General features: G+C 57.1%; 18 protein-coding genes and 4 tRNA genes. 11 read left to right on the plus strand and 11 right to left on the minus strand.

What is annotated here, in order from left to right; all coding sequences use genetic code 11:
- The first annotated feature begins 44 nt into the window (after positions 1–44).
- Together gyrA and GF1_RS15310 are read left to right on the plus strand one after the other, a co-directional pair.
- Positions 45–2,534 (plus strand): DNA gyrase subunit A, encoded by a 2,490-nt coding sequence (gyrA, locus tag GF1_RS15305; protein WP_267927424.1) that lies wholly within the window; start codon positions 45–47, stop codon positions 2,532–2,534.
- Entirely contained in the window at positions 2,515–3,546 is a 1,032-nt protein-coding gene (locus GF1_RS15310; RefSeq protein WP_267927425.1) for an NAD(P)H-dependent glycerol-3-phosphate dehydrogenase, read from the plus strand. Before gyrA ends, GF1_RS15310 begins: the two co-directional genes overlap by 20 nt.
- 55 nt (positions 3,547–3,601) lie before the next feature.
- Here the strand turns inward: GF1_RS15310 and GF1_RS15315 are convergent, their stop codons facing one another.
- The 3 genes from GF1_RS15315 to GF1_RS15325 are packed head-to-tail and all read right to left on the minus strand — an operon-like array spanning position 3,602 to position 6,405.
- Positions 3,602–4,264, minus strand: a complete 663-nt coding sequence (locus GF1_RS15315; RefSeq protein WP_267927426.1) for an XTP/dITP diphosphatase — start codon at positions 4,262–4,264, stop codon at positions 3,602–3,604.
- Positions 4,265–4,282: 18 nt separating this feature from the next.
- Positions 4,283–4,834: an epoxyqueuosine reductase QueH gene (locus tag GF1_RS15320; RefSeq protein ID WP_267927427.1), complete on the minus strand. Its 552-nt coding sequence runs from the start codon at positions 4,832–4,834 to the stop codon at positions 4,283–4,285.
- Positions 4,834–6,405 (minus strand): sigma 54-interacting transcriptional regulator, encoded by a 1,572-nt coding sequence (locus GF1_RS15325; protein WP_267927428.1) that lies wholly within the window; start codon positions 6,403–6,405, stop codon positions 4,834–4,836. Before GF1_RS15325 ends, GF1_RS15320 begins: the two co-directional genes overlap by 1 nt.
- A gap of 64 nt (positions 6,406–6,469) precedes the next feature.
- Here GF1_RS15325 and GF1_RS15330 point away from each other — a divergent pair.
- Both GF1_RS15330 and GF1_RS15335 read left to right on the plus strand, forming a co-directional pair.
- A tRNA-Ser gene (locus GF1_RS15330) sits at positions 6,470–6,555 on the plus strand.
- An 18-nt stretch (positions 6,556–6,573) separates the two neighbouring features.
- Positions 6,574–6,666 (plus strand) — tRNA-Ser (locus GF1_RS15335).
- A gap of 118 nt (positions 6,667–6,784) precedes the next feature.
- On the opposite strand, the gene GF1_RS15340 is transcribed toward GF1_RS15335, so the two are convergent.
- From GF1_RS15340 to GF1_RS15365, 6 genes are all read right to left on the minus strand, one after another.
- Positions 6,785–7,240: an SH3 domain-containing protein gene (locus tag GF1_RS15340; protein ID WP_267927429.1), complete on the minus strand. Its 456-nt coding sequence runs from the start codon at positions 7,238–7,240 to the stop codon at positions 6,785–6,787.
- Between the two features lie 91 nt (positions 7,241–7,331).
- Positions 7,332–8,240: a 4Fe-4S binding protein gene (locus GF1_RS15345; RefSeq protein WP_267927430.1), complete on the minus strand. Its 909-nt coding sequence runs from the start codon at positions 8,238–8,240 to the stop codon at positions 7,332–7,334.
- A 4-nt stretch (positions 8,241–8,244) separates the two neighbouring features.
- The gene (locus GF1_RS15350; RefSeq protein ID WP_267927431.1) at positions 8,245–8,394 is read right to left on the minus strand and encodes a CD1871A family CXXC motif-containing protein; all 150 of its coding nucleotides are present in this window, start codon (positions 8,392–8,394) and stop codon (positions 8,245–8,247) included.
- On the minus strand, positions 8,391–8,702 hold the full coding sequence (locus GF1_RS15355; RefSeq protein ID WP_267927432.1) for an MTH1187 family thiamine-binding protein: 312 nt from the start codon (positions 8,700–8,702) through the stop codon (positions 8,391–8,393). Before GF1_RS15355 ends, GF1_RS15350 begins: the two co-directional genes overlap by 4 nt.
- Before the next feature lie 248 nt (positions 8,703–8,950).
- A complete protein-coding gene (locus GF1_RS15360; protein WP_267927433.1) occupies positions 8,951–9,829 on the minus strand; it encodes a ParB/RepB/Spo0J family partition protein in 879 nt (292 codons plus the stop codon).
- Positions 9,830–9,832: 3 nt separating this feature from the next.
- Positions 9,833–10,609 carry a ParA family protein gene (locus GF1_RS15365; RefSeq protein WP_267927434.1) on the minus strand — a complete coding sequence of 259 codons (777 nt, stop codon included), beginning with the start codon at positions 10,607–10,609 and terminating at the stop codon, positions 9,833–9,835.
- A gap of 130 nt (positions 10,610–10,739) precedes the next feature.
- Between GF1_RS15365 and nadB the strand changes: the two genes are divergently transcribed.
- Complete coding sequence (nadB, locus tag GF1_RS15370) at positions 10,740–12,365, plus strand: L-aspartate oxidase (RefSeq protein ID WP_267927435.1); 1,626 nt, start codon at positions 10,740–10,742, stop codon at positions 12,363–12,365.
- Positions 12,366–12,793: 428 nt separating this feature from the next.
- On the opposite strand, the gene GF1_RS15375 is transcribed toward nadB, so the two are convergent.
- A tRNA-Glu gene (locus tag GF1_RS15375) sits at positions 12,794–12,871 on the minus strand.
- Between the two features lie 19 nt (positions 12,872–12,890).
- A tRNA-Lys gene (locus GF1_RS15380) sits at positions 12,891–12,966 on the minus strand.
- Between the two features lie 276 nt (positions 12,967–13,242).
- On the opposite strand from GF1_RS15380, the gene rdgC reads away from it, so the two are divergent.
- The 6 genes from rdgC to purL all read left to right on the plus strand — a co-directional run bounded on the left by rdgC (position 13,243) and on the right by purL (position 22,100).
- A complete protein-coding gene (gene rdgC, locus GF1_RS15385; protein WP_267927436.1) occupies positions 13,243–13,851 on the plus strand; it encodes a recombination-associated protein RdgC in 609 nt (202 codons plus the stop codon).
- A 176-nt stretch (positions 13,852–14,027) separates the two neighbouring features.
- Positions 14,028–14,567 (plus strand): hypothetical protein, encoded by a 540-nt coding sequence (locus GF1_RS15390; RefSeq protein ID WP_267927437.1) that lies wholly within the window; start codon positions 14,028–14,030, stop codon positions 14,565–14,567.
- Positions 14,568–14,619: 52 nt separating this feature from the next.
- A complete protein-coding gene (gatB, locus tag GF1_RS15395; protein WP_267927438.1) occupies positions 14,620–16,041 on the plus strand; it encodes an Asp-tRNA(Asn)/Glu-tRNA(Gln) amidotransferase subunit GatB in 1,422 nt (473 codons plus the stop codon).
- A gap of 92 nt (positions 16,042–16,133) precedes the next feature.
- Positions 16,134–16,871, plus strand: coding sequence for a RadC family protein (gene radC / locus GF1_RS15400; RefSeq protein WP_267927439.1), 738 nt, complete (start codon positions 16,134–16,136; stop codon positions 16,869–16,871).
- Positions 16,864–18,054: a radical SAM family heme chaperone HemW gene (gene hemW, locus GF1_RS15405; protein WP_267927440.1), complete on the plus strand. Its 1,191-nt coding sequence runs from the start codon at positions 16,864–16,866 to the stop codon at positions 18,052–18,054. Before radC ends, hemW begins: the two co-directional genes overlap by 8 nt.
- A 230-nt stretch (positions 18,055–18,284) precedes the next feature.
- Positions 18,285–22,100: a phosphoribosylformylglycinamidine synthase gene (gene purL, locus GF1_RS15410; RefSeq protein ID WP_267927441.1), complete on the plus strand. Its 3,816-nt coding sequence runs from the start codon at positions 18,285–18,287 to the stop codon at positions 22,098–22,100.
- The last annotated feature ends 31 nt before the right edge of the window (positions 22,101–22,131 follow it).

The raw sequence follows: 22,131 nt of genomic DNA on the forward strand, positions 1-22,131 counted from the left end.
GCGGATGGAATATATTATCTTTTATTTGTAATTAGCGTACTGATATGACGACAGAAATAGAACAAAATCAACAAAAGAACCCAACCATTGCCATTGAAAAAGAACTGCGCAAATCCTACCTGGATTATGCCATGTCGGTCATTGTCGGCCGGGCCCTGCCCGATGTACGCGATGGCCTAAAACCGGTGCACAGGCGCACGCTCTTTGCCATGCGTGAGCTGGGAGTCACCTATAACCGGCCCTTTGTCAAATCGGCCCGGATCGTCGGTGATGTCATAGGTAAGTATCATCCCCACGGCGATACCGCAGTCTATGATACCCTGGTCCGCATGGCCCAGGACTTCTCCCTGCGCTATCCCCTGGTGGACGGTCAGGGTAACTTCGGTTCCATGGACGGGGATGCGCCGGCGGCCATGCGGTATACCGAAGCGCGCATGACCAAACTCGACCAGGAGATAGTCGCCGATCTGGACAAGGAAACCGTTGACTTTATACCTAACTATGACAATTCACTTCTGGAGCCGTCGGTATTACCTTCCAGGATACCAAATATCCTGATCAACGGATCCGAAGGTATTGCGGTGGGCATGGCCACCAAGATTCCGCCCCATAATCTGACCGAGGTTATTGACGGCCTCATCGCCCTGATTGAAGATCCCAACATCACGGTTCACCAGTTGATGGAAATCATCACTGGTCCGGATTTTCCCACCGGTGGTTTTATCTGCGGCCGGGCCGGGATCCGGGAGGCGTACGAGACCGGACGCGGCGTGGTGATCATGCGTTCACGCACCCACGTGGAACAGCGTAAAAATGGTCACGAATCCATAGTCATCACCGAAATTCCTTATCAGCAGAATAAGGCTTCGCTGGTGGAGAAGATCGCCCTGCTGATCAAGGAAAAGAGGATTACCTCCATATCCGAGGTCCGGGACGAATCCGACCGCCATGGGCTGCGGATCGTGCTCGAACTTAAAAAAGATGAAATGCCGGAAATCGTCATTAACCAGCTCTACAAGATGACTCCGCTGCAGAAGAGTTTCGGAATCATCCTGCTCTGTATTGTCAATAACAGGCCGGAGATTCTCAATCTCAAGCAGATGCTTGAGCATTTTATAGCCCACCGTAAGACCGTGGTCTATCGGCGCACAGCCTATGAACTGCGCAAAGCCGAAGAAAAGGCCCATCTGCTGGAAGGCCTCAAGATAGCCATATCCAATCTCGACGAGGTGGTACAGCTCATCAAATCCTCGGCAAGCCCGGCCGAAGCAAAGGCCGAGCTGATTCGTCGTTTTGAACTGTCAGAGCTGCAGGCCCAGGTTATTCTCGATATGCGCCTGCAACGGCTCACCGGCCTGGAACGTGATAAGATAATTCAGGATTACGAAGAGATCCAGGAGAGGATCGCCTGGTACAAAAAGGTATTAGCCGACGATAACCTGGTGATGCAGATAATCCGGGAAGAATTTGAAAAAATTCGCGAAGAATATGGCGACGAGCGGCGGACAGAGATAATAGATGCGCCGGATGAGATCCTGCCCGAGGACCTGATTGCGCCCGAGGAGATGGTGGTTACCGTATCCCATGCCGGATACATCAAGCGTAACCCCATTACCCTGTACCGGGCCCAGCGGCGTGGCGGTAAAGGGGTCAAGGCAATGACCACGCTGGAAGAGGATTTTGTCACCAAACTCTATATTGCCTCCACGCTTGATACCTTCCTCTTCTTCACCAATCACGGCAAGGTTTTCTGGCGCAAGGTATATGAGCTGCCGCTGGCTGGACGCACCGCCCGGGGAAAAGCCATTGTCAACCTGCTGGAACTGGCTGAAGGCGAGAAGGTCATGGCTATCCTGCCGGTGTCCAATCTGGCTGAGGCCGGTGAATCCCAGACAGTATTCATGGTTACCAGAAAGGGAAGAATCAAGAAAACCAGTCTGGCCGAATTCAAGCGGCCGCTCAGGAAAGGAAAGATAGCGCTGACCATCCGTGAGGATGACGAGATCCTGTCTGCTGCAATTACTTCCGGTAACGACGAGATATTCCTGGTAACCAGGAACGGTATGTCTATCCGCTTCCATGAATCTGACGTACGGACCATGGGCCGGACCGCAGCCGGGGTCAAGGGTATCACCCTTGGCGAAGGCGACGAAGTGGTTGGCATGGTGGTGCTGCAGGGTGAGGCGTCCATTCTCACGGTGACGGAAAACGGGTATGGTAAACGGACGGCTGTTTCAGAATACAAGCTGCAGAACCGCGGTGGCAAGGGTGTCTTTGCCATCAAGACCAGTGAGCGAAACGGGAAGGTCGTTGGCGCGCTTCAGGTTGAGGATACGGATCAGGTCATGCTGATTGCCAATTCAGGCAAGGTTATCCGTATCCCGGTGGATACCATCCGCATTATCGGGCGAAACACCCAGGGTGTGCGTCTGATTAACCTGGATGATGGTGAAAAGGTTGTTGCCATGTCCATGCTGGCCCGGGAAGAAGAAGTGGATGAAACGGACGAGACCGATGGAGATAGCGAAAATTAAAAAAACCGCTGTAATCGGGGCTGGCAGCTGGGGTACGGCCCTGGCCAAGTTGCTCGGAGACAAGGGCGAACAGGTATATCTCTGGTCGCACCGCTCTGAGCACGCGGCAGCACTTCTCCGTGACCGGGAAAACAAAAAATACCTGCCCGGTGCCAGGTTGCCGGAAAACGTACAGCCAACAGATGATATTAGAGTGGTCAGCCGGTGTCAATGCGTGCTCATGGTGGTGCCTTCCCATGGTTATAGAGACGTTTTTGCCCGGCTGGCTCCCCTGCTCGTTGAGGATACGTCCCTGGTTTCTGCGGTCAAAGGTATTGAAATCGGTACACGCCATACCATGACTCAAGTCATGGCCGATGAACTGCAAAAGATTGGAACGGGAAAAAAACTCTATTTAGGGGTTCTTTCGGGACCGAGTTTTGCCGAAGAGGTGGCGGCTGGTCAACCCACAGCGGTTACAGTGGCCTTTAAAGAGCAGCATGCAGCCCGATCCGTGCAGCATCTGCTTTCCACTGCATTCTTCCGCGTTTATTCCAGCACCGATGTGATCGGGCTGGAGATTTCCGCGTCCATGAAAAATGTCATTGCCATTGCCGCCGGTATCGCCGACGGACTGGGCTATGGCCTGAATACCAGGGCTGCGCTTATAACCCGCGGCCTGGCTGAAATAACCCGTCTCGGGGTCAAACTGGGCGCTCATCCTCTCACCTTTTCCGGTCTTGGGGGGCTGGGCGATCTGGTTTTGACCTGTACGGGCAGCTTGAGCCGCAACCGGACAGTTGGTTTGAAACTTGGCCAGGGAAAGAGTTTGCCACAGGCATTGGCCGAAATGACCATGGTGGCTGAAGGTGTGAAAACCACCAAGTCCTGCTTTAATCTGGCAAAGGAATTAGGCGTGGAAATGCCCATTCTGGAACAGACCTACCAGGTACTGTATGAGGGCAAGGACTGCAAATTGGCGGTGGAAGAGCTCTTTAAGCGTAGTCTCAAGGAAGAAATGGAAATGGGGTGAGTATGGGCGACACAGTAGCCCGTCGCCTCGTACCCACCCCGATATTTTCTCTACCCTACTCTTCTTTTTCCCATTCCGAGTGATCCGGTTTGGGCGGTTTCTGTTCCATGAGACGCTGCTTCAGCCAGACCAGAACCTTGTCAAACTCGGCGGCAAATTCGGCCATGGCTTTGCCCCGGTGACTGACCTTGTTTTTCTCTTCCATGGGAATCTCTGCAAAGGTCTTGCCCAGTGGCGGATAGAAAAAAACCGGATCATAACCAAAACCCGATTCACCACGCCGCTCCGTGGTTATCTCCCCCTCGCAGCTTGCCTCCCAGGTCAAGGCCGGACCGCCTGGCGTGGCCAGGGACAGCACACACATAAACCTGGCACTGCGGTCCTTTTTCCCTTCCATTTCCTTGAGTAGCTTTTCGCAGTTATCCCAGTCGGTGGCATTTTCCCCGGCCCAGCGGGCGGAATAGACGCCGGGCGCTCCGTCCAGGGCATCAACCACCAGGCCAGAATCGTCGGCCAGACAGGGCAGACCGAGTACCCTGGCGTAATGGGATGATTTTTTGTATGCATTGTCATCAAAGGTCGCTCCGTCTTCCACTACCCCGGGCAGTGGCCCGTAATCCTTGAGACATTTTATCTCCACCGGGAAATCCTTGAGCAATTCCTTAAATTCCCTGACTTTGTTCTGGTTGTTGGTTGCCAGGACAATGATATTGACCATGTTGTGACTCCTGCGTGGTTATCTTCGTTTCTTTTTACGCAATTTTTTGTCGTACCGTTCCTGCTCACTGTAGATACATCCGCAGTATGGCTGCCGGTATAACCCCATGGCTATGGAGCCGTCAATGCCTACCTGCCATCCTTCCCGGAAATCTTCATAATAGAAGGCCACTCCATATTTTTCAGCCAGGGCCTCGCATTTCTTTTTCAGCAGATCATGGTTTTGATACCGGGAATAGAGCAGGGTCGAGGTGAATGCGTCAGCCCCCTGCTCTGCCGCTCTTTTCACGGTTGGTTCCAGGCGCATGTCGTAACAGATCTGGCATCGCTGCTGTTCATGGAACACCACCTGGCGCAGGTATTTTGTGAGGCCGTAGTTGCGGTCGATTTCCACCGGTAGCCCGGTTTTATCGGCCAGTTCCACAAGGGCACCGATTCGCCGTTTGAACTCCCGGTAGGGATGGATATTCGGGTTAAAAAAATAGCCTTCGACAACATGTCCCTGCTCCCTGAGCCTTGAGAGCGGATAGATGGTACAGGGACCGCAGCATACATGCAGCAGGATATCCATTATCTGGTCTTGAACTGTTTGGGATCGATCCTGTAATTGTGGATCTTGTAGTTGATGATGCGCAGGCTGGTGTCCAGGTATTTGGCTGCCCGAGTCTGGTTGCCCTTGCATTTCTTCAGGGCGTCGATAATCAGCTCACGCTCAAAATTTTCCACAGCCGTGGCCAGGGAGAGCGGTTTGTCCGAGTTGACCGTCTCCGCACTCTGGAGTGTGGGCGGCAGGTGGATGGACTTGATGGTCTCGCCGTCGCAGATTAGAACGGCCCTTTCCATGCAGTTCTGCAGTTCCCGGACATTGCCCGGCCAGTGGTACTGGATGAGCAGGTCGATGGCCGAGGTGGAAATCCTGCGAATGACCTTGTTATTTTCCCGGGCGTACTTGTCGAGAAAGTATTCGGCCAGCAGCAGGATATCGGTGCGCCGTTCCCGCAGGGGCGGGAGATAGACCGGAAAGACATTGAGGCGGTAGTAGAGATCCTCACGGAAGTGACCTTCCTGGACCGCTTTTTCCAGATCCCGGTTGGTGGCCGCCACCAGCCGGATGTCCGCCTTGAGGATCTCGCTACCCCCGAGACGCTGAAAGGTGCGCTCCTGGATCACCCCCAGCAGCTTGACCTGCACAGCCGGGCTTATTTCGCCGATTTCATCTAAAAACAGGGTACCCCCCTTGGCCACCTCAAATCGTCCTTTCTTGCGCGAGTTTGCCCCGGTAAAGGCCCCTTTCTCATGACCGAAGAGCTCACTTTCCAACAGTGTTTCCGGCAGGGCCGAGCAGTTGACCACCACAAAGGGGCCGTTGCGGCGTCCCGAGTTATAGTGCAGAGCCTTGGCCACCAGGGTCTTGCCTGTACCCGATTCGCCCCGCAACAGTACGGTGGCGCCGGAATCAGCGACCCGGTGCACCATATCAAAGACCTCCTGCATGCGCGATGAATTGCCGATGATTTCTTCGATCCGGTTGCGGGCCGAGAGCTCGCGACGCAATTTGGAATTTTCCTGGCGCAGGGCTTCTTTTTCTTCATTGACCTTCTGTACCCGTTGTACGGTCTGGGCAATGAGCCCGGAAACCACGGTGAGAAAGCGCAGGTCATTTTCCGACTGGCTGCCAAACCCATCCGGGTACTCCCGGTCGATGGACAGGGCGCCTATGGACTGGCCGTCAACCTTGATGGGAACACAGAGAAAAGAAGCCTTTTTCTTGCGTTCATCGCCCCGGGTTCTGGTCCGGTTGAGAAAGAGCGGTTCGTCGCCTATCTGGGGAACCAGGATGGGTTCGCCGGTGGCCACCACCTTGCCGGTTATCCCCTCCCCCAGCTTGTAACGCCCGCGGCGACGGGCCTCGGCGGTGATGTTATGGGCCACCTCGATCTCCAGTTCGCCGGTGGTCGGGTTGACAATGGTCACTGTACCATTCTCCATACCCTTTTCCGCCGCCAGGGTTGCCACCACCTTTTCCAGGCAGTCCTGGAGGTTGGAGGCCGAGGCGAGATGTTTGGTTATTTCGTAGAGACAGCTCAGGTTTTTGAGTTCGTTTTCCTGCTCTGTAACTGGCAATTGTTTATTCGTATTCATAAACCTTCAAGCACGAGGAGAATATTGACAGTCTCCCTGTGAAATGGTATTTAGCTCCATGTCTGGAGGGATGGCCGAGTGGTTTAAGGCGGCGGTCTTGAAAACCGTTGTACGAAAGTACCGTGGGTTCGAATCCTACTCCCTCCGCCAAACAATTACTTGTATTTCGGAGAGATGACCGAGTTGGCCGATGGTGCTCGCCTGCTAAGCGAGTGTGGGGGTTATACTCCACCGAGGGTTCGAATCCCTCTCTCTCCGCCATGATATCCAAACCCGCTTTTCGTTCTCGAGGAGCGGGTTTTTGTATTTTGTTCGCTCTTCCCGGTGCCAGGTCCTTTTTTCCCGGCAGGTCGTCCATGTCGCCATGGCGCTAGGCGGGCTAAAATCCCCACAACAGACTGCGCTTGATCCAGCCGGTCACCCCCTTGGGATGTTCGACCTTGACCCAGCCGTCCTTGCGGTCCAGCGTCTTAAATACCACTCCGTAGTAAGCTTTTGCAACAATTCGATACTTGGTACCCGGTCCACTGCGGACATTGATCCTTTTCTTTGAATTCTTGTGGACCTTGACGATCATGTGCGGGGTTCGATTCACCAGTTTTTTGTTCACCCAGCCAATGGTGCCCTCAAAGTCCTTGACCCGGAGCCAGTTGCCGGACCGTTTAAGCACCTTCAGGGGAAAGCCTTCCCCAAGGATCCACAGGACCCGGTATCTTGTTCCCGGTCCGGAACGCATGTTCACATTGTTGCCGCTGATAGCCACCATTTCGGCCATGGCCGCGGTGCTCCCTGAAGCTACCAGAAGAAAGAGAATGATACAGAGCAGTCGTCGCATGGGTATAAAATGTGTCAGAAGGTATTTTCCGGTCCGGAGAGATTCCTGGACCGCTCTCTTTAAACCGGAGGTGGTCCTGTTCTTTTTTCTCTCAGTTATCCCCCACAGAGGTGTGGGTGGACGCCTTTTTTCGACTGGTTTTGCCGCTCACCGGGAAGCCGGCCACTTCCAGGGAAATGGCGTTGAAGCTGCACGCCCCGGTCAGACATTTCATGCAGCTGATACATTCCGGGCTGTCCGGGGTCTCGTTGAACCTGATTTCCACCGGACAAACTGTATGACAGGCCCCGCATTTTGTACAGGCATCCGGGTCTAATTGCAACTTAATCAGCCGGAAGCGGTTGAACAGGCCGTAAAAGGCGCCCAGGGGACAGGTGGTTCGGCAAAATGGGCGCGAGGAGACCACAGACCAGAATATGAAGCCGGCGAGGATGGCCATCTTGTTGACGTAGAGCCATCCCAGGGTCGAGCGCAGGTCAGGCTGGAGGATGATCATGGGAATCCCTGCCTCCAGCGAGCCGGCCGGACAGACGTATTTACAGAACCACGGTTGTCCCAGGCCGAACTGATCCACCAGGACCAGGGGAAAGACAACCACAAAGAAGACCAGAAAGAGATACTTTCCCCAGTTGAGTATGGGTGGAATACCATACTTCGGTGACGGTATCTTATGCAGCAGTTCCTGTATCATCCCGAACGGACAGGCCCAGCCGCATATGAATCGCCCAAAGACCGCTCCCAGAAGACCGATGGAGCCGACCACAAAGGTTCCCACATAGTACTGGCCGGTCTGCAGAGAAAACCGGACTCCAAGCAACAGCTGCTGAATACTGCCGATGGGACAGTAGGTGGTGGCGGCAGGACAGGAATAACAGTTGAGCCCCGGGGAACAGATGACCTTGAGTGGTCCCTGGTAAATATTCCCTGTGCTCGGGAAGCCCAGGAAGCCATTGACCAGCATGGCCCAGAGCAGCTGGACCCATATGCGTATCTTTTCCATCGGTCTACCCTATGCCGATACAGGCCAGGCAGATGGACCAGGCCTGTTCCAGCACCCTGGTCGGTTCTCCCAGGCTGACCCCTATCAGCCACATGAAGAGAAACAGGGTAATCAGGATAAAGGGACTCTTGCGTACTTGGGATTTTTTCTTCACCTTGATCGTTCCTCCAGTCGCCTGCGCACGGCCCGCTGTTTATCGCCGAGAGTCCGCTGCACATCCCGCCGATCATCAAGGACGATCTGGGTAACCACCCTTTCCACGCCACTGATAAACGGCAGCTCATGGAGCTGGCCGGCCAGTTCCAGGAGTTCATGCACCTCCCCCTTGATGACCGTGCCCATGTCGTTCAGCACATAGGGTATCTCCTTGTCCTCCAGCAGCTGCACCACATCGGCCACATAATCGCCCACGCTCGGAGTTCCGGTGCCAAGGGGAATGATGGTTATCTGCATGAGGGCCATAACATCACCTCATCGTCCGAAGGTTGTTGAAGGTCCGGATCGTTCAATCTCTCCAGACCAATATTGCACTTATCTAGCTGTTTTTTGAAAATTATTCAAGAATTCCAAACAAGAATCATGGTTGGTTAAAACCCGGAATCCCTGAAGACTGGTACCAGCCTTTCGTCTCATCCGGATCGCTTCGCTCCGACTGACCTGAGCCGGGATCGAGAGACCACCTACCTCCACTTCTACTCTTCCCCTTTGGATCAGCCGGTGAGCATGCTCACCAGTCTGTCCAGGTCATCGCTTGAGTAGTATTCAATTTCCAGCTTGCCCCGGGTCCCGTTCTGAATGATCCGAACCTTGGTGTTGAGGTGGTTGGTCAACTGGGTCGCCAGGGCCTTGCAATAGGTCTGCGGCAGCTCATCACCGGATTGCCTGGGTTTACTTGGGGTGGACCTGGGTGTCTTCTTGACCTTTTTCTGGCGACATATCTTCTCGGATTCACGAACCGAGAGTTTCTCCGAAACGATCCGGTTCCTGACTTCCTGCAGTTTCTCCGGATCATCCTTGATCCGCAGCAGAACCCTGGCATGCCCTTCTGACAGTATTCCCTGGGCCACATCCAGCTGGATGGATTCAGGAAGGTTGAGCAGCCGCAGGACATTGGTAATGGTCGACCTCTTGCGCCCCACTTTCCTGGCCACCTCATCCTGGGTCAGGTCGAACTCGTCGATCAGCCGGGCATAGGCCGTGGCCTCCTCGATGGGATTGAGATCATGGCGCTGGATGTTCTCGATCAGGGCCAGTTCCAGGCTTTCATTGTCTGTGCCCGAATCCATGACCACCACCGGGACCTCATCCACACCGGCCATCCGCGCTGCCCGCAGCCGCCGCTCCCCGGCGATCAGGATGTACCTGTTGCCCTTGCCCGGGCTGACCAGCAGGGGTTGAATCACCCCCCTCTCCCGGATGGAATCGGCCAGTTTCTCCAGTTTTTCCTCGTCAAAGTACTTGCGTGGCTGGTTTGGGTTTGGTTCTATCTTGTCAATATCACAAAGAAAAAATTTATCTCCCTCTTCCTGAAAAGGGTCGTCGGATAACAGCGCCTCCACTCCCCTGCCCAGTACGCTCTTGCTGCTCATGGTCTATTTACTCCGTCGCAGAAATTCATTTGCCAGCTTCATGTAGGCCTTGGCGCCGGTGCTTGATTTGTCATATTCAAGAATGGTCTTGCCGTGGCTCGGGCTTTCACTGAGACGTACATTTCTCGGGATCACGGTCTTGAAAACCAGGTCTCCGAAATGTTTCTGTATCTCGCTGGCCACCTGGTGGGTGAGCCGGTTACGGCGGTCATACATGGTCATCAGGAGACCTTCGATAAAAAGACCCCTGTTAAGACCCTTCTTGACCTTGCGGATGGTCTCCACCAGCAGGGCCAGTCCCTCGAGGGCAAAGTATTCGCACTGCAGAGGGATCAGAACTGAATCCGCCGCAGTCAGACCGTTGATGGTCAACAGTCCGAGAGATGGCGGGCAGTCTATAAAGATGAAGTGATACCTGTCCTTTACCGGCCTGAGGATTCTAGCAAGTTGTTTTTCACGGTTTTTCACCGAGATAAGTTCCACTTCCACCCCGACAAGATCGATGGAACCCGGCAGGATATCCATATTTTTCTGACCGGTCGCCATGATACAGCTTGCCGCCTCTCTGTCATTCATGAAGCAGTGGTAGAGATGTTTGTCTCCACTGGACTTAAAGACCCCTACCCCGCTGGAGGCGTTACCCTGGGGATCGGAATCCACCAGCAAGACCTTTTTACCCTTGGCGGCCACTGCTGCGGCCAGGTTCAGTGCTGTAGTGGTCTTCCCCACCCCACCTTTCTGGTTGGCCAGGGCAACGATTTTGGTTTGCAGTTTTTTCATGGACTAATACCGTAGACTTGTTGACTGTGTTTGCCGGGAGTATACTATACTCTCTTTTTCGGGTGAACCCTTTTCTCGATGTTTCACGTGAAACATCGGTTCTTTTCCATGAAACATACGGGATACCTTTATGTATAGAGCAGATGTGCTGGTCATCGGCAGTGGAGTGGCAGGGCTCTCTTTTGCCCTCAAGGTGGCGGATCGTTGCAGGGTGACGCTGATAACCAAGAAGGCCAGGGCGGACACGGCCACCAATCTGGCCCAGGGTGGGGTGGCGGCCGTCCTGTCCGGAGTGGATTCAACCGAGTTGCATGTGGCTGATACGATGCGCTCCGGTGACGGACTCTGTAACGAGGAAGTGGTGCGGTTGGTGGTGGAAGAGGGACCGGAACGGGTCCGGGAGCTGGTGGATTTCGGGGTCGCATTCCAGAAGGGAGAGGGTGGTGAGGAATTTGATCTGGGTATGGAAGGGGGGCATTCGGCCCGCCGGGTGGCCCATGCTTTTGATCTCACCGGTCGGGAAATTGAACGGGCGCTGCTGACCAGGGTTGAGGAAAATCCAAATATTCAAGTTCTGGAAGATCACCTCGCCATTGACCTGCTGCTGGAGTCCAAGGCCAAGGGGCAATCGGCGGATGGTCGGGATCGGTGCCTGGGGGCGTACGTCCTGAATCGATGCACCATGGAGGTGGAGACCTGGCAGGCTGCTGTGACAGTGCTCTGTACCGGCGGCTGTGGCAAGGTCTATCTCTATACCACCAATCCCGATATTGCCACCGGTGATGGTTTGGCCATGGCCTACCGGGCCGGGGCCGAGGTGGCCAACCTGGAGTTTGTTCAGTTTCATCCAACCTGTTTTTTTAACCGCCGGGCCAAGAATTTTCTTATTTCCGAGGCAGTGCGAGGTGAAGGAGGCATCCTTATCAATGAAAAGGGTGAGCCCTTCATGCACCGGTACGATGCCCGGGGAGATCTTGCCACCAGGGATGCGGTGGCCAGGGGTATTGACGCGGAAATGAAGGCCTCGGGAGCGGACTGCGTCTATCTGGATATTAGCCATAAACCAGCCGATTTTGTCCGTGAGCGGTTTCCCACCATCTATGCCACCTGTAAGAAGTATGGGGTGGATATAACCCGGGAACCCATACCCGTGGTCCCGGCCGCCCATTACATGTGCGGCGGCGTACGGGTGGATGTGTGGGGAAGGACCACTGTGGATAACCTCCTGGCCCTGGGGGAAGTGGCCTGTACAGGCCTGCATGGCGCCAACCGGCTGGCCTCTAATTCCCTGCTCGAGGCCGTGGTTTTTGCCCATCGCTCGGCTCTCTGGCTGCGAGACCAGTGGGAGAATATTGTCGGAAAGGGCGGGGAGGTACAGGTGGCAGACTGGCGGACCGGCAAGGCCCGGTCCATCGAGGAAAATGTCCTCATCAGTCACAACTGGGATCAGATACGGCGCTTGATGTGGAACTACGTGGGAATTGTCCGGCGGGAGAAAAGGCTGAAACTGGTCCGGCGGCGTCTTGGTCCGATTCTGGAAGAGATCCAGGAACATTTCCATGACTATCTCCTTACTCCTGACCTGGTAGAGCTCCGCAATATTGCCGTGGTGGCCGAACTGATCATCCGCTGTGCCGGGCGGCGAAAGGAATCACGCGGCCTGCACTACATGGTGGATTATCCTGAAAGGGATGATTTCCATTTCCGCCAGGATACCGTGCTCCAGCGGGAGCGGGACGGGGAAGGGTGGTGGTAGGTAACTATTTGATATAATAACTATTTATTGGTTTTGCAGGAGCTATTTCAGGGCAGGTCCGGTGATGAACACCTTGACCATCACAGACGGTGCCTGACCATGTGGCCGAAAATCACCGGACTCTATTCAGGGGATGGATTGTGACACCGGGAACGGGGGAGGACGTTCTCGGGTTAAACCGCGTTCTACACTGATTGGTAACAGACCGTTGTGGCAGTACTCCCGTGGTGCACCTGTCAGTCTGGCTTCCGGCCATGGCTGAAAACAGAGAAACACTAGGCATGTCATGCCCAGTGGAAGCAAGCCTGTACGGGCTCTTTTTGGATTCGGATGGGGTAGACTGACAGGGAAGGGCAGGGGATACGCGGTATTCTGGAGCGCCTTAAAAAAAACCGGTTATGACACTGGTCATAACCGGTTTAAACGAATGGCGTCCCCAACCGGATTTGAACCGGTGTTGCCGGCGTGAAAGGCCGGTGTCCTGGACCTGACTAGACGATGGGGACGTGTTCCGCAATGTCTTTTTGGTGGGTCGTGCTGGGCTCGAACCAGCGACTCTCTGCTTAAAAGGCAGATACTCTACCGACTGAGTTAACGACCCCCTATTCAGAGAGTAGACTCTGTACCCTTTTCTGTTAAATCTGTCAACAGAAAAGAACCTGTTTTTTTTCTTTTCAAATCCGCACCTGCCAGCTCTGACCGTCGACCCGGCCAGTGCGGATTTGCCTTGTTGGCTGGACAGGCGTTTGCTATATCAGGACGTCAGAATACAAAGTATTGGCGAAATATGCAACTGTTCCGATTTCCCAGGTACTCCTGCTGTCGTGTTGGCAGGGGGAAGGCTGGTGGGACGGAACTCCACGGAGTGGTATAAGTTATGGGTTTTATAACAGGATCCGCATCGTTTATGCGGTTTTCAGTGGAAGGAGAGCCACCACCTGGGAATTTCTGGGATTTTGTCGCTGAACGGGTGGCAGCCCATTCCTTTCGTGATATCGACGATACCCTGGATGAATATTCCATTGGCTGGGTATCGGTGGCCAACATGTTTGACAGTGATTTTGCCTATGGTTCCTATGCAGCCGGTGATTATGTGGTCCTGTCCATGCGGATCGATGAACGCAAGGTGTCGTCGGCAGTGCTGAAGAAGTATGTTCTCAAGGAGGAGGAGCGGGTACGGGCCGAACGCCAGGTTCCTAAACTGAGCCGGTCGGTACGTCTGGAGATAAAGGAGCGGGTCCGCACCGAGCTGGTGCGCAAGGCGCCGCCCATCCCGGTGGTCTACGACCTTTGCTGGAACCTGGCCAACTCCACCCTGCTGTTCTTTTCCACCTCCAAGAAGGCCATGGTTCTGCTCGAGGAGCTGTTCCGCGACACCTTTGACATGTCCATCGTCCTGCAGATCCCGTGGAATACGGCCCTGCACCTGCTCGATGAGGACCGGGCGGCGAGACTCGATGATGTCCGGCCGGCCATCCTCATGTAGGGGCGTTTCTGGAGGCCAGACAGGGGGCGGGCAGAGTTGCATAGAGCTTCGTATTGTACGGACGATACGTGCCGGCTCCTCCCGAGGGGCCTAGCTCTTTTTTCATGCGGAAGGACCATTCGATGCGGCACGAAAAATTCACCCATGTTTCACGTGGAACCGGATAAGGGAAACCAATGGATTTAGTTGATCTCATACAGGAAAAAAGATTTCTGGGCCAGGAATTCCTGGCCTGGCTCTGGTACAAGTCCGAGGAGCGCGGCGGCAGCGTCGAGATTCCGGGCCGCGGCGATATTCTCGTGGTCTTTGAAAAACATATGCTTCTGGAGTATGGTGAGGGTGAGGCCAGCGAGAAGGTGATCTGCCGGGGATTGCAGACCGAACTGCGCGAGGCGCGGGCCGGTCTGCTCATGGGCAAGAAACCGGAACAGGCGAGAATACGCCTGGCCAGTGGCGACAATGAATTCAGTGTCACCCTGACCGCCGCGACCATGGAGTTTCGCAATGTACGGTTGCCCAAAACTGTGGCCGCCAGCGATGAGGGTGATGACCCGGAGTCCCTGGAAGGACGCATCCTGGAGCGGATCAGCCTCCTGGAAGAACTGACAGGGCTCATCGACGAGCTCTACCGTATGTTTCTTGAAATCCGGGTCTCGGACCTGTGGCCCGCTGAACTGAAAAATATCCGTGACTGGGTGAACCAGGCCACAGCGTGATCCTGGCCCCCCGGCCATTTTGCCCACAACAGTCAACCTGCAATCTGGATTTATGGACTTTGAAACCGTAATCGGGCTGGAAATCCACGCCCAGATGAAGACCAAGAGCAAAATTTTCTGTTCCTGTTCCACCGAGTTCGGCGCTCCACCCAACACCCACGTCTGCCCGGTATGTCTGGGAATGCCCGGGGTGCTGCCGGTCCTGAACAGGGAGGTGGTTGCTTCGGCCATCAAGCTGGCCCTGGCCACCGATTCGGCTATCAACCGGGAAAACCGGTTTGCGCGGAAAAATTACTTCTATCCGGACCTGCCCAAGGGGTACCAGATCTCCCAGTTCGAACTGCCCATCGCCGAGCACGGACGCATCGAGATCGAGGTGGACGGGGTCCGCAAATCCATCGGTATCACCCGGATCCACATGGAAGAGGATGCGGGCAAGCTGGTCCACGACGAGGTGGAGCCGGTCAGCTACGTGGATCTCAACCGGACCGGAACCCCGCTGCTGGAGATCGTCTCCGAACCGGATATCCGCTCACCGGAAGAGGCGGCCGCCTACCTGCGCAAACTGCACGCCATTGTCCGCTATCTCGATATCTGCGACGGCAACATGCAGGAGGGCTCGTTCCGCTGTGACGCCAATATCTCCCTGCGTCCGGTGGGGCAGGAGGAATTCGGTACCCGCACCGAGCTCAAGAACATGAATTCCTTTCGCAATGTCCAGTTGGCCCTGGAGTACGAGGTTCGTCGCCAGCGCGATATCCTCCTGGACGGTGGCGAGGTGATCCAGCAGACCCTGTTGTGGGACCCGGACCGGGGTCGAACCGAGCCCATGCGCGGCAAGGAGGAGGCCCACGATTACCGTTATTTCCCTGATCCGGACCTGGTTCCGGTCCAGGTGGACGAGGCCTGGATCGAGGAGATACGGGAGAATATGCCGGAGCTGCCCGATGCCCGGCGGCTGCGGTTCATGGAGACCATGGGGCTGCCGGAATACGATGCGACTCTCCTTACCGCCTCCAGGGAGCTGGCTGATTTTTTCGAGGCCGCCCTGGCCGTGTTTGCCAATGCCAAGAAGCTCAGTAACTTCATCGGTACCGAACTGCTCCGGGAATACGGACCGGAGCGCATCGGCTCCTGCCCGGTGGATCCGGCCCATCTCGGCCGGTTGCTGGCCATGGTGGACGAGGGGACCATCTCCGGCAAGATAGCCAAGACCGTCTTTGGTGACATGCTCGAGTCCGGAGGCGACCCTGAGGTGATCGTCAGGGAAAAGGGACTGGCGCAGATGAGCGACGAGGGTGAGCTCCTGACCTATGTCCGGGAGATCATCGAGGCCAACCCGGCCCAGGCCCAGCAGTTCCGGGAGGGCAAGACCAAGGTGATCGGCTTTTTTGTTGGCCAGCTCATGAAAAAGACCAAGGGCCAGGCCAATCCGCAGCTGGCCAACAAACTTTTCCAGCAGGAACTGTCGTAACCCGGCCGGGACAGCTGGTAGAGAACCCGGCGGGCTCTGGCCGATCCGTCATCCCGGAACACCATAAAGATCATAACACGACACTGGAGCCCTTGGACAAGAAAGACTGGCAGGAGAGGGGAGCAGGCCACCGGCAGCGGCTGCGGGACAAGTTCCTTGACCAGGGTATCGAGGCCTTTTCCGACTCCGAGATTATCGAGCTGCTACTCACCTTCGGCACTCCGCGCCGGGACTGCAAGGAACCGGCCCGGGCGGCGCTGGAGGAACTGGGCTCTCTGCCCGCGGTCCTGGACGCTCCCTATGAACGTCTCCGCCGGATCAGGGGAATTGGTCCGAAAAACATCTTTGCCCTGCACTTTATCCAGGGCGTAGCCCGGCGCTATCTTAAACAGCGGATCAAGGGCAGGAACTATATCTCCTCATCCAGGGAGGTGGCCGATTACCTGATCCATTCCATGCGGGGCCTCTCCCGCGAGATCTTTACCGTCCTCTACCTCGATGCGGCCCATGGTATCATTGACACCGAGGTGCTCTCGGAGGGCACCCTGACTGTCAATACCGTCTACCCCCGCGAGGTGGTCAAGGCGGCCCTGGACCGCAACGCCGCCGCCCTGGTGATCGCCCACAACCATCCTTCGGGCAATCTCAGGCCATCCAGTCAGGATGAACAGCTCACCCGGACCCTGTACCTGATCTGTTCCTTCATGCATATCCGGCTGCTGGATCATCTGATTATCGGCCAGGGGGACCAGGTGTACAGTTTTGCCGACCGCGGTCTGATGGATAGCATACGGGATGAATGCCAAAAGCTCACCAGCTCCCTTGTCTGAACCAGTCCAGGCCGCCGGGCTCTATGTCCATGTGCCGTTTTGCGAGCGCAAGTGTCCCTATTGCAGTTTTTTTTCCATTGCCGAAGGCGGCAACAGGGAGCTGCAGCAACGCTATGTCCGCGCAGCCCGAATCCAGATGGAGCGTCTTGCGGCCGGGGCAGGGGAGGAGGAGATATCCCGGCCCCGCACGGTGGACACCATCTTTTTCGGTGGCGGGACACCGGCGGTCCTGCCTGTCCATCTCCTGGCCGACCTGCTCTCCACCAGCCTGGAACTGTTCGATACGCCCGGGGAATCGCTGGAAGTTTCCCTCGAGGTCAATCCCGGCACCGTGGATCGCGACGACCTCCTCTCCCTGCGACGGGCCGGGTTCAACCGCATCTCCATCGGAGTCCAGTCCCTGGACGACGGCGAACTCCGGCGCCTGGGCCGCATCCACGACCGGGCTCAGGCGGAGCAGACGGTGACCTGGGCCCGGCAGGCCGGTTTTTCCAACCTGAGCCTGGACCTGATGTTCGGTCTTCCGGGGCAGGACCTCTGTTCCTGGCGCCGGACCCTGGAGCAGGCCCTGGCACTGAAACCAGACCATCTCTCCATCTATGAGCTGACCCTGGAGGAGAACACGTCCTTTTATCTCCGGGCCAGGCAGGGGGACTTGCATCTGCCCCCGGAAGAGATCATCTGTGAGATGATGGAGTGGACACAAGAGCAAACCGCGGCCGCCGGGTTGCGCCGCTACGAGATATCCAATTATGCCCGGCCTGGTGTTGCCTGTCGCCATAACCTGAAGTACTGGGACAACTCCAGCTATATCGGCATCGGACCCGGGGCGGTATCGTTTCTCGCCAACACCCGGATGGCCGCTATCGAGGACGTGGCCGCCTACTGCCGCCTCCTGCTGGACGGGGGAACCGGAGACGGGTGGCGCCGGGTGTGGGTGGACAGCGAGACCCTGGACCGGCAGGGCCGCTTCCGGGAAACCGTGATCATGGGGCTGCGCCTGGTGCGGGGGGTCTCGCGGACCAGGTTGCAGGAGCGTTTCGGCCTGGATATCGAGACGTTCTACGGGCCGGTGCTTGAACGGCTCAGGGAGGCCGGCCTGGTGGAATGGGCCGGAGAGTATCTCCGCCTGACCCCGGCAGGTCTGCGGCTTGCCAACACTGTTATGGCCGAGTTGGTCTAAATCGGGTACAACCTCAAGTCAGGTGTTTCTGCAGTCGGTACCTTGCAAAAGGTATATGATTACAGGTAGTTTTTCTTATGGCGTGTTGCCTGTGGCGATATGAAACGCGCCCGGTTTGAGTTACAACAGTTCAATATAGAAAAAAAATCCAACGGAGAAAAAACGGTCACAGCCGTGGCTCCGGTACCAGGGAAAAAGAATTTCGGGTTCACCACCAAAGGAAAGGGATCATGGGTAGTATTGTCAGTCAGCTGTATAGAAAAATTGATAGGGATTTCGAATACTGTTTCAACGTGGAGTCCAGTCGCGCTCTTGGCGAAGACGAGCTTGACCGGTTGCGACTGCTGCTGGCCGAGGGTTTTCTGCCCGAAACCGTGACCGACATGCCGACCCTGACCGGCGAACGGGTGGTGGAGGTGGGGCCACGGCTCAACTTTGCCACTGCCTGGTCCTCCAACATGGTCTCCATCTGCCGGGCCACCGGCCTGGACTGCATCACCAGGATGGAGCGTTCCCGCCGCTACCTGGTCCCGGAGGGCGAGGATATGGAGGCCTTTGTCCAGGCCCACCACGACCGGATGACCGAGTGCCCTTATCCCGAGCCGCTGACCACCTTCGAGACAGGCATAGAACCGGAACCGGTCTATGAGGTGGATCTCATGGGCAAGGGACCCGATGCGCTCCTGGAGATCCCGGGCATATCCATGGATGAGCGGGACCGGAATTTCTACTACGACTATTTTGTCAACAAGCACCACCGCAATCCCACCATTGTCGAGATCATGGATCTCAACAATGCCAATTCCGAGCACTCCCGGCACGGTTTTTTCCGCGGACGCCAGGTGATCGACGGCCAGGAACAGGAGGAAACCCTGTTCGACCTGGTCACCGACACCCTCAAGGCCAACCCAAAGGGCTCGGTCATCGCCTTCAAGGACAACTCCAGCGCTGTGCGCGGCTACACTATCTCCACCATCTATCCCCTGCAGCCGGGAGAGCCGTCGCCTTTCAACCCTGTCAGTCCCACCTATCACGTGATCTTCACCGCCGAAACCCACAACTTTCCCACCGGCGTTGCCCCTTTTCCCGGGGCAGAGACCGGGACCGGGGGCCGGATACGCGACGTCCAGGCCACCGGCAAGGGCGGTTTTGTTGGCGCCGGCACCGCCGGTTACTGCGTGGCCAACCTCCACATCCCCGGCTACGAGATGGAGTGGGAAGGCGATGAAAACGGCCAGCCGCTGCCCTGTCCAGACAACCTGGCTTCGGCCCTGGAGATTGAAATCGAGGCCAGTAACGGGGCCTCGGATTACGGCAACAAGTTCGGCGAGCCGCTGATCCAGGGTTTTACCCGTTCCTTTGACATGCGCTTGCCCTCGGGCGAACGGTGGGGCTTTCTCAAGCCCATCATGTTCACCGGCGGTATCGGCCAGATAGACGATCGGCATACGGAAAAGGGTGAAGAACAAAAGGGTATGCTCATTGTCCAGGTGGGCGGACCGGCCTACCGGGTCGGCTTCGGCGGTGGTGCGGCTTCCTCCATGCTCCAGGGGGAAAATGTATCCGAGCTGGATTTTGACGCTGTCCAGCGTGGTGACGCCGAGATGGAGCAGAAGATGAACCGGGTCATCCGGGCCTGCAACGAGATGGGTGACAAGACGCTTGTTGATGTGATCCATGACCAGGGTGCCGGTGGTCCGGCCAACGTGCTCAAGGAGCTGGTGGAGCATTCCGGCGGCCGGATCGAGATCCGCAACATCCGGGTGGGGGATCCCACCATGTCGGTGCTGGAGATTTATGTGGCCGAGTATCAGGAGCGCAACGGCTTCCTGATCCGTCCCGAAAATATCGAAAAATTCCAGGCTATCTGCGAGCGGGAAAAGGTGGCCTGCGAGGTCCTGGGCGAGGTGACCGGCGACCTGCGCTTCGTGGTTCACGACGAGCGTGACGATTCCACCCCCGTGGACCTGGAGCTCAACGAACTGCTCGGTGATATCCCGCAGAAGACCTTCACCGACAACCACGTGGATCCCGGCCTGCGCCCCCTGGAGATTCCCGAGGGACTGCAGGTGCGCGAGGCCCTGCACAACGTGCTGCGGCTCGTTTCAGTGGGTTCCAAGCGGTTTCTGACCAACAAGGTGGACCGGGCCGTCACCGGCCTTATTGCCCAGCAGCAGTGCTGCGGTCCGCTGCAGCTCACTGTCAGTGACGTAGCCGTGGTGGCCCAGTCCCACTTCAGCCGCAGCGGCGGGGCCTTTGCCATCGGTGAGCAGCCGATCAAGATGCTGGTGGATCCGGCAGCCGGGGCGCGGATGGCGGTGGGTGAGTCGCTGACCAACCTGGTCTGGGCCCGGGTTCGCGATATCGAGGAGATCAAGTGCTCGGCCAACTGGATGTGGGCCCCCAAGCTGCCAGGAGAGGGGGCGGCCATCTATGATGCGGCCAAGGCCATGCGGGACGTGATGATCCCGCTGGGCATGGCGGTGGACGGCGGCAAGGATTCCCTGTCCATGGCCACCATGATCGGCGAGGAGACAGTCAAATCACCCCGGGCCCTGGTTATCTCCGCTTACGGTGCCATGCCTGACATCACCCGGGTGGTGACCCCGGATATCAAAAACCCCGGCTCCACCCTGATCCTTGTCGATCTGGGGCAGGGCAGGAACCGCCTCGGCGGTACGGCCCTGGCCCAGGTGCTCGGCCAGGTCGGCGACACCTCTCCGGACCTGGACGATCCACTCCTGGTCCGGCGCGCCTTTGAGGCGGTGCAGGAATGCCTGGACCGGGACCTGCTACTCTCGGGCCACGACCGCAGCGACGGTGGATTGATCACCACGGTCCTGGAGATGGCCTTTGCCGGCAACTGCGGCCTGAATCTGGAACTGGAAGGCCCGGGCTCTGCCCTGGAGCAACTTTTTGCCGAGGAGCTGGGTCTGGTCATGGAATGTGATGATCCTGCCGCGGTTCAGGCGGTGTTCTCGGCCAGAGAGGTTCCGGTAACTATCCTGGGCCGCAGCCAGGCCGACAAACAGGTACGCATCCGGGTCAACGGGGAAACTGTCCTCGACGAGGATATGCGCGAGCTGCGCCAGTGGTGGGAGGAGACCTCCTATCAGCTGGAACGGCTGCAGGTGAATCCGGCCTGCGCCGACGAGGAACGGGAAACCATCTATGACCGCAGTGGGCCATCCTACCAGCTTCCCTTTACTCCTGAGCCGGCCCCGGCCTCTCTCCTGCAGGCCGCGAAAAAGCCTAAAGTGGCCATCCTCCGGGACGAGGGGTCCAACTCGGACCGGGAGATGACCTCGGCCTTCTATGCCGCCGGATTTGAGCCCTGGGATATCACCATGACCGACTTGCTGAGTGGCCGGGTGGACCTGGAGGGTTTCCGCGGCCTGGCGGCGGTGGGCGGCTTTTCCTATGCCGATGTCCCGGAATCGGCCAAGGGCTGGGCGGCGACCATCCTCTTCAACGAACGGCTGCAGAAGATGTTCCAGGGGTTCTATGAGCGGCCCGATACCTTCACCCTGGGGATCTGCAACGGCTGCCAGCTTTTCGGGCTCATGGGCTGGGTGCCCTGGCAGGGACTGGATGCCGGGCAGCAGCCCCGCTTTGTCCGTAATGTCTCGGGCCGGTTCGAATCCCGCTGGGTGACGGTCAGGGTTCAGGACAGCCCGGCCATCATGTTGCGTGGCATGGAGGAGCTGGTCTTCGGTATCCATGTGGATCACGGGGAAGGGCGGCTTCATTTCCCGGATGCAAACGTGCACGCACAGGTCCTGGAACAGAACCTGGTCCCGGTGGTGTACGTGGACGACTCGGGCACGCCCACCGAGCGCTATCCCTTCAATCCCAACGGCTCGCCGGGTGGCCTGGCCGGGCTCTGTTCGCCCGACGGCCGCCACCTGGCCATGATGCCCCATCCGGAGCGGGCCTTTCTGCCCTGGCAGTGCCACTGGCTGCCCATGTCCATGAAAAAGGATCTGGAAGTCTCGCCCTGGCTGCAGATGTTCAGAAACGCCTATTCCTGGTGTATGGAAGGGTAAGTCGCGCCCGGGCAGGGTGGCCCAGGCTGTT

Origin of the sequence: Desulfolithobacter dissulfuricans (assembly GCF_025998535.1) — a bacterium.
Classification (GTDB): domain Bacteria; phylum Desulfobacterota; class Desulfobulbia; order Desulfobulbales; family Desulfobulbaceae; genus Desulfolithobacter; species Desulfolithobacter dissulfuricans.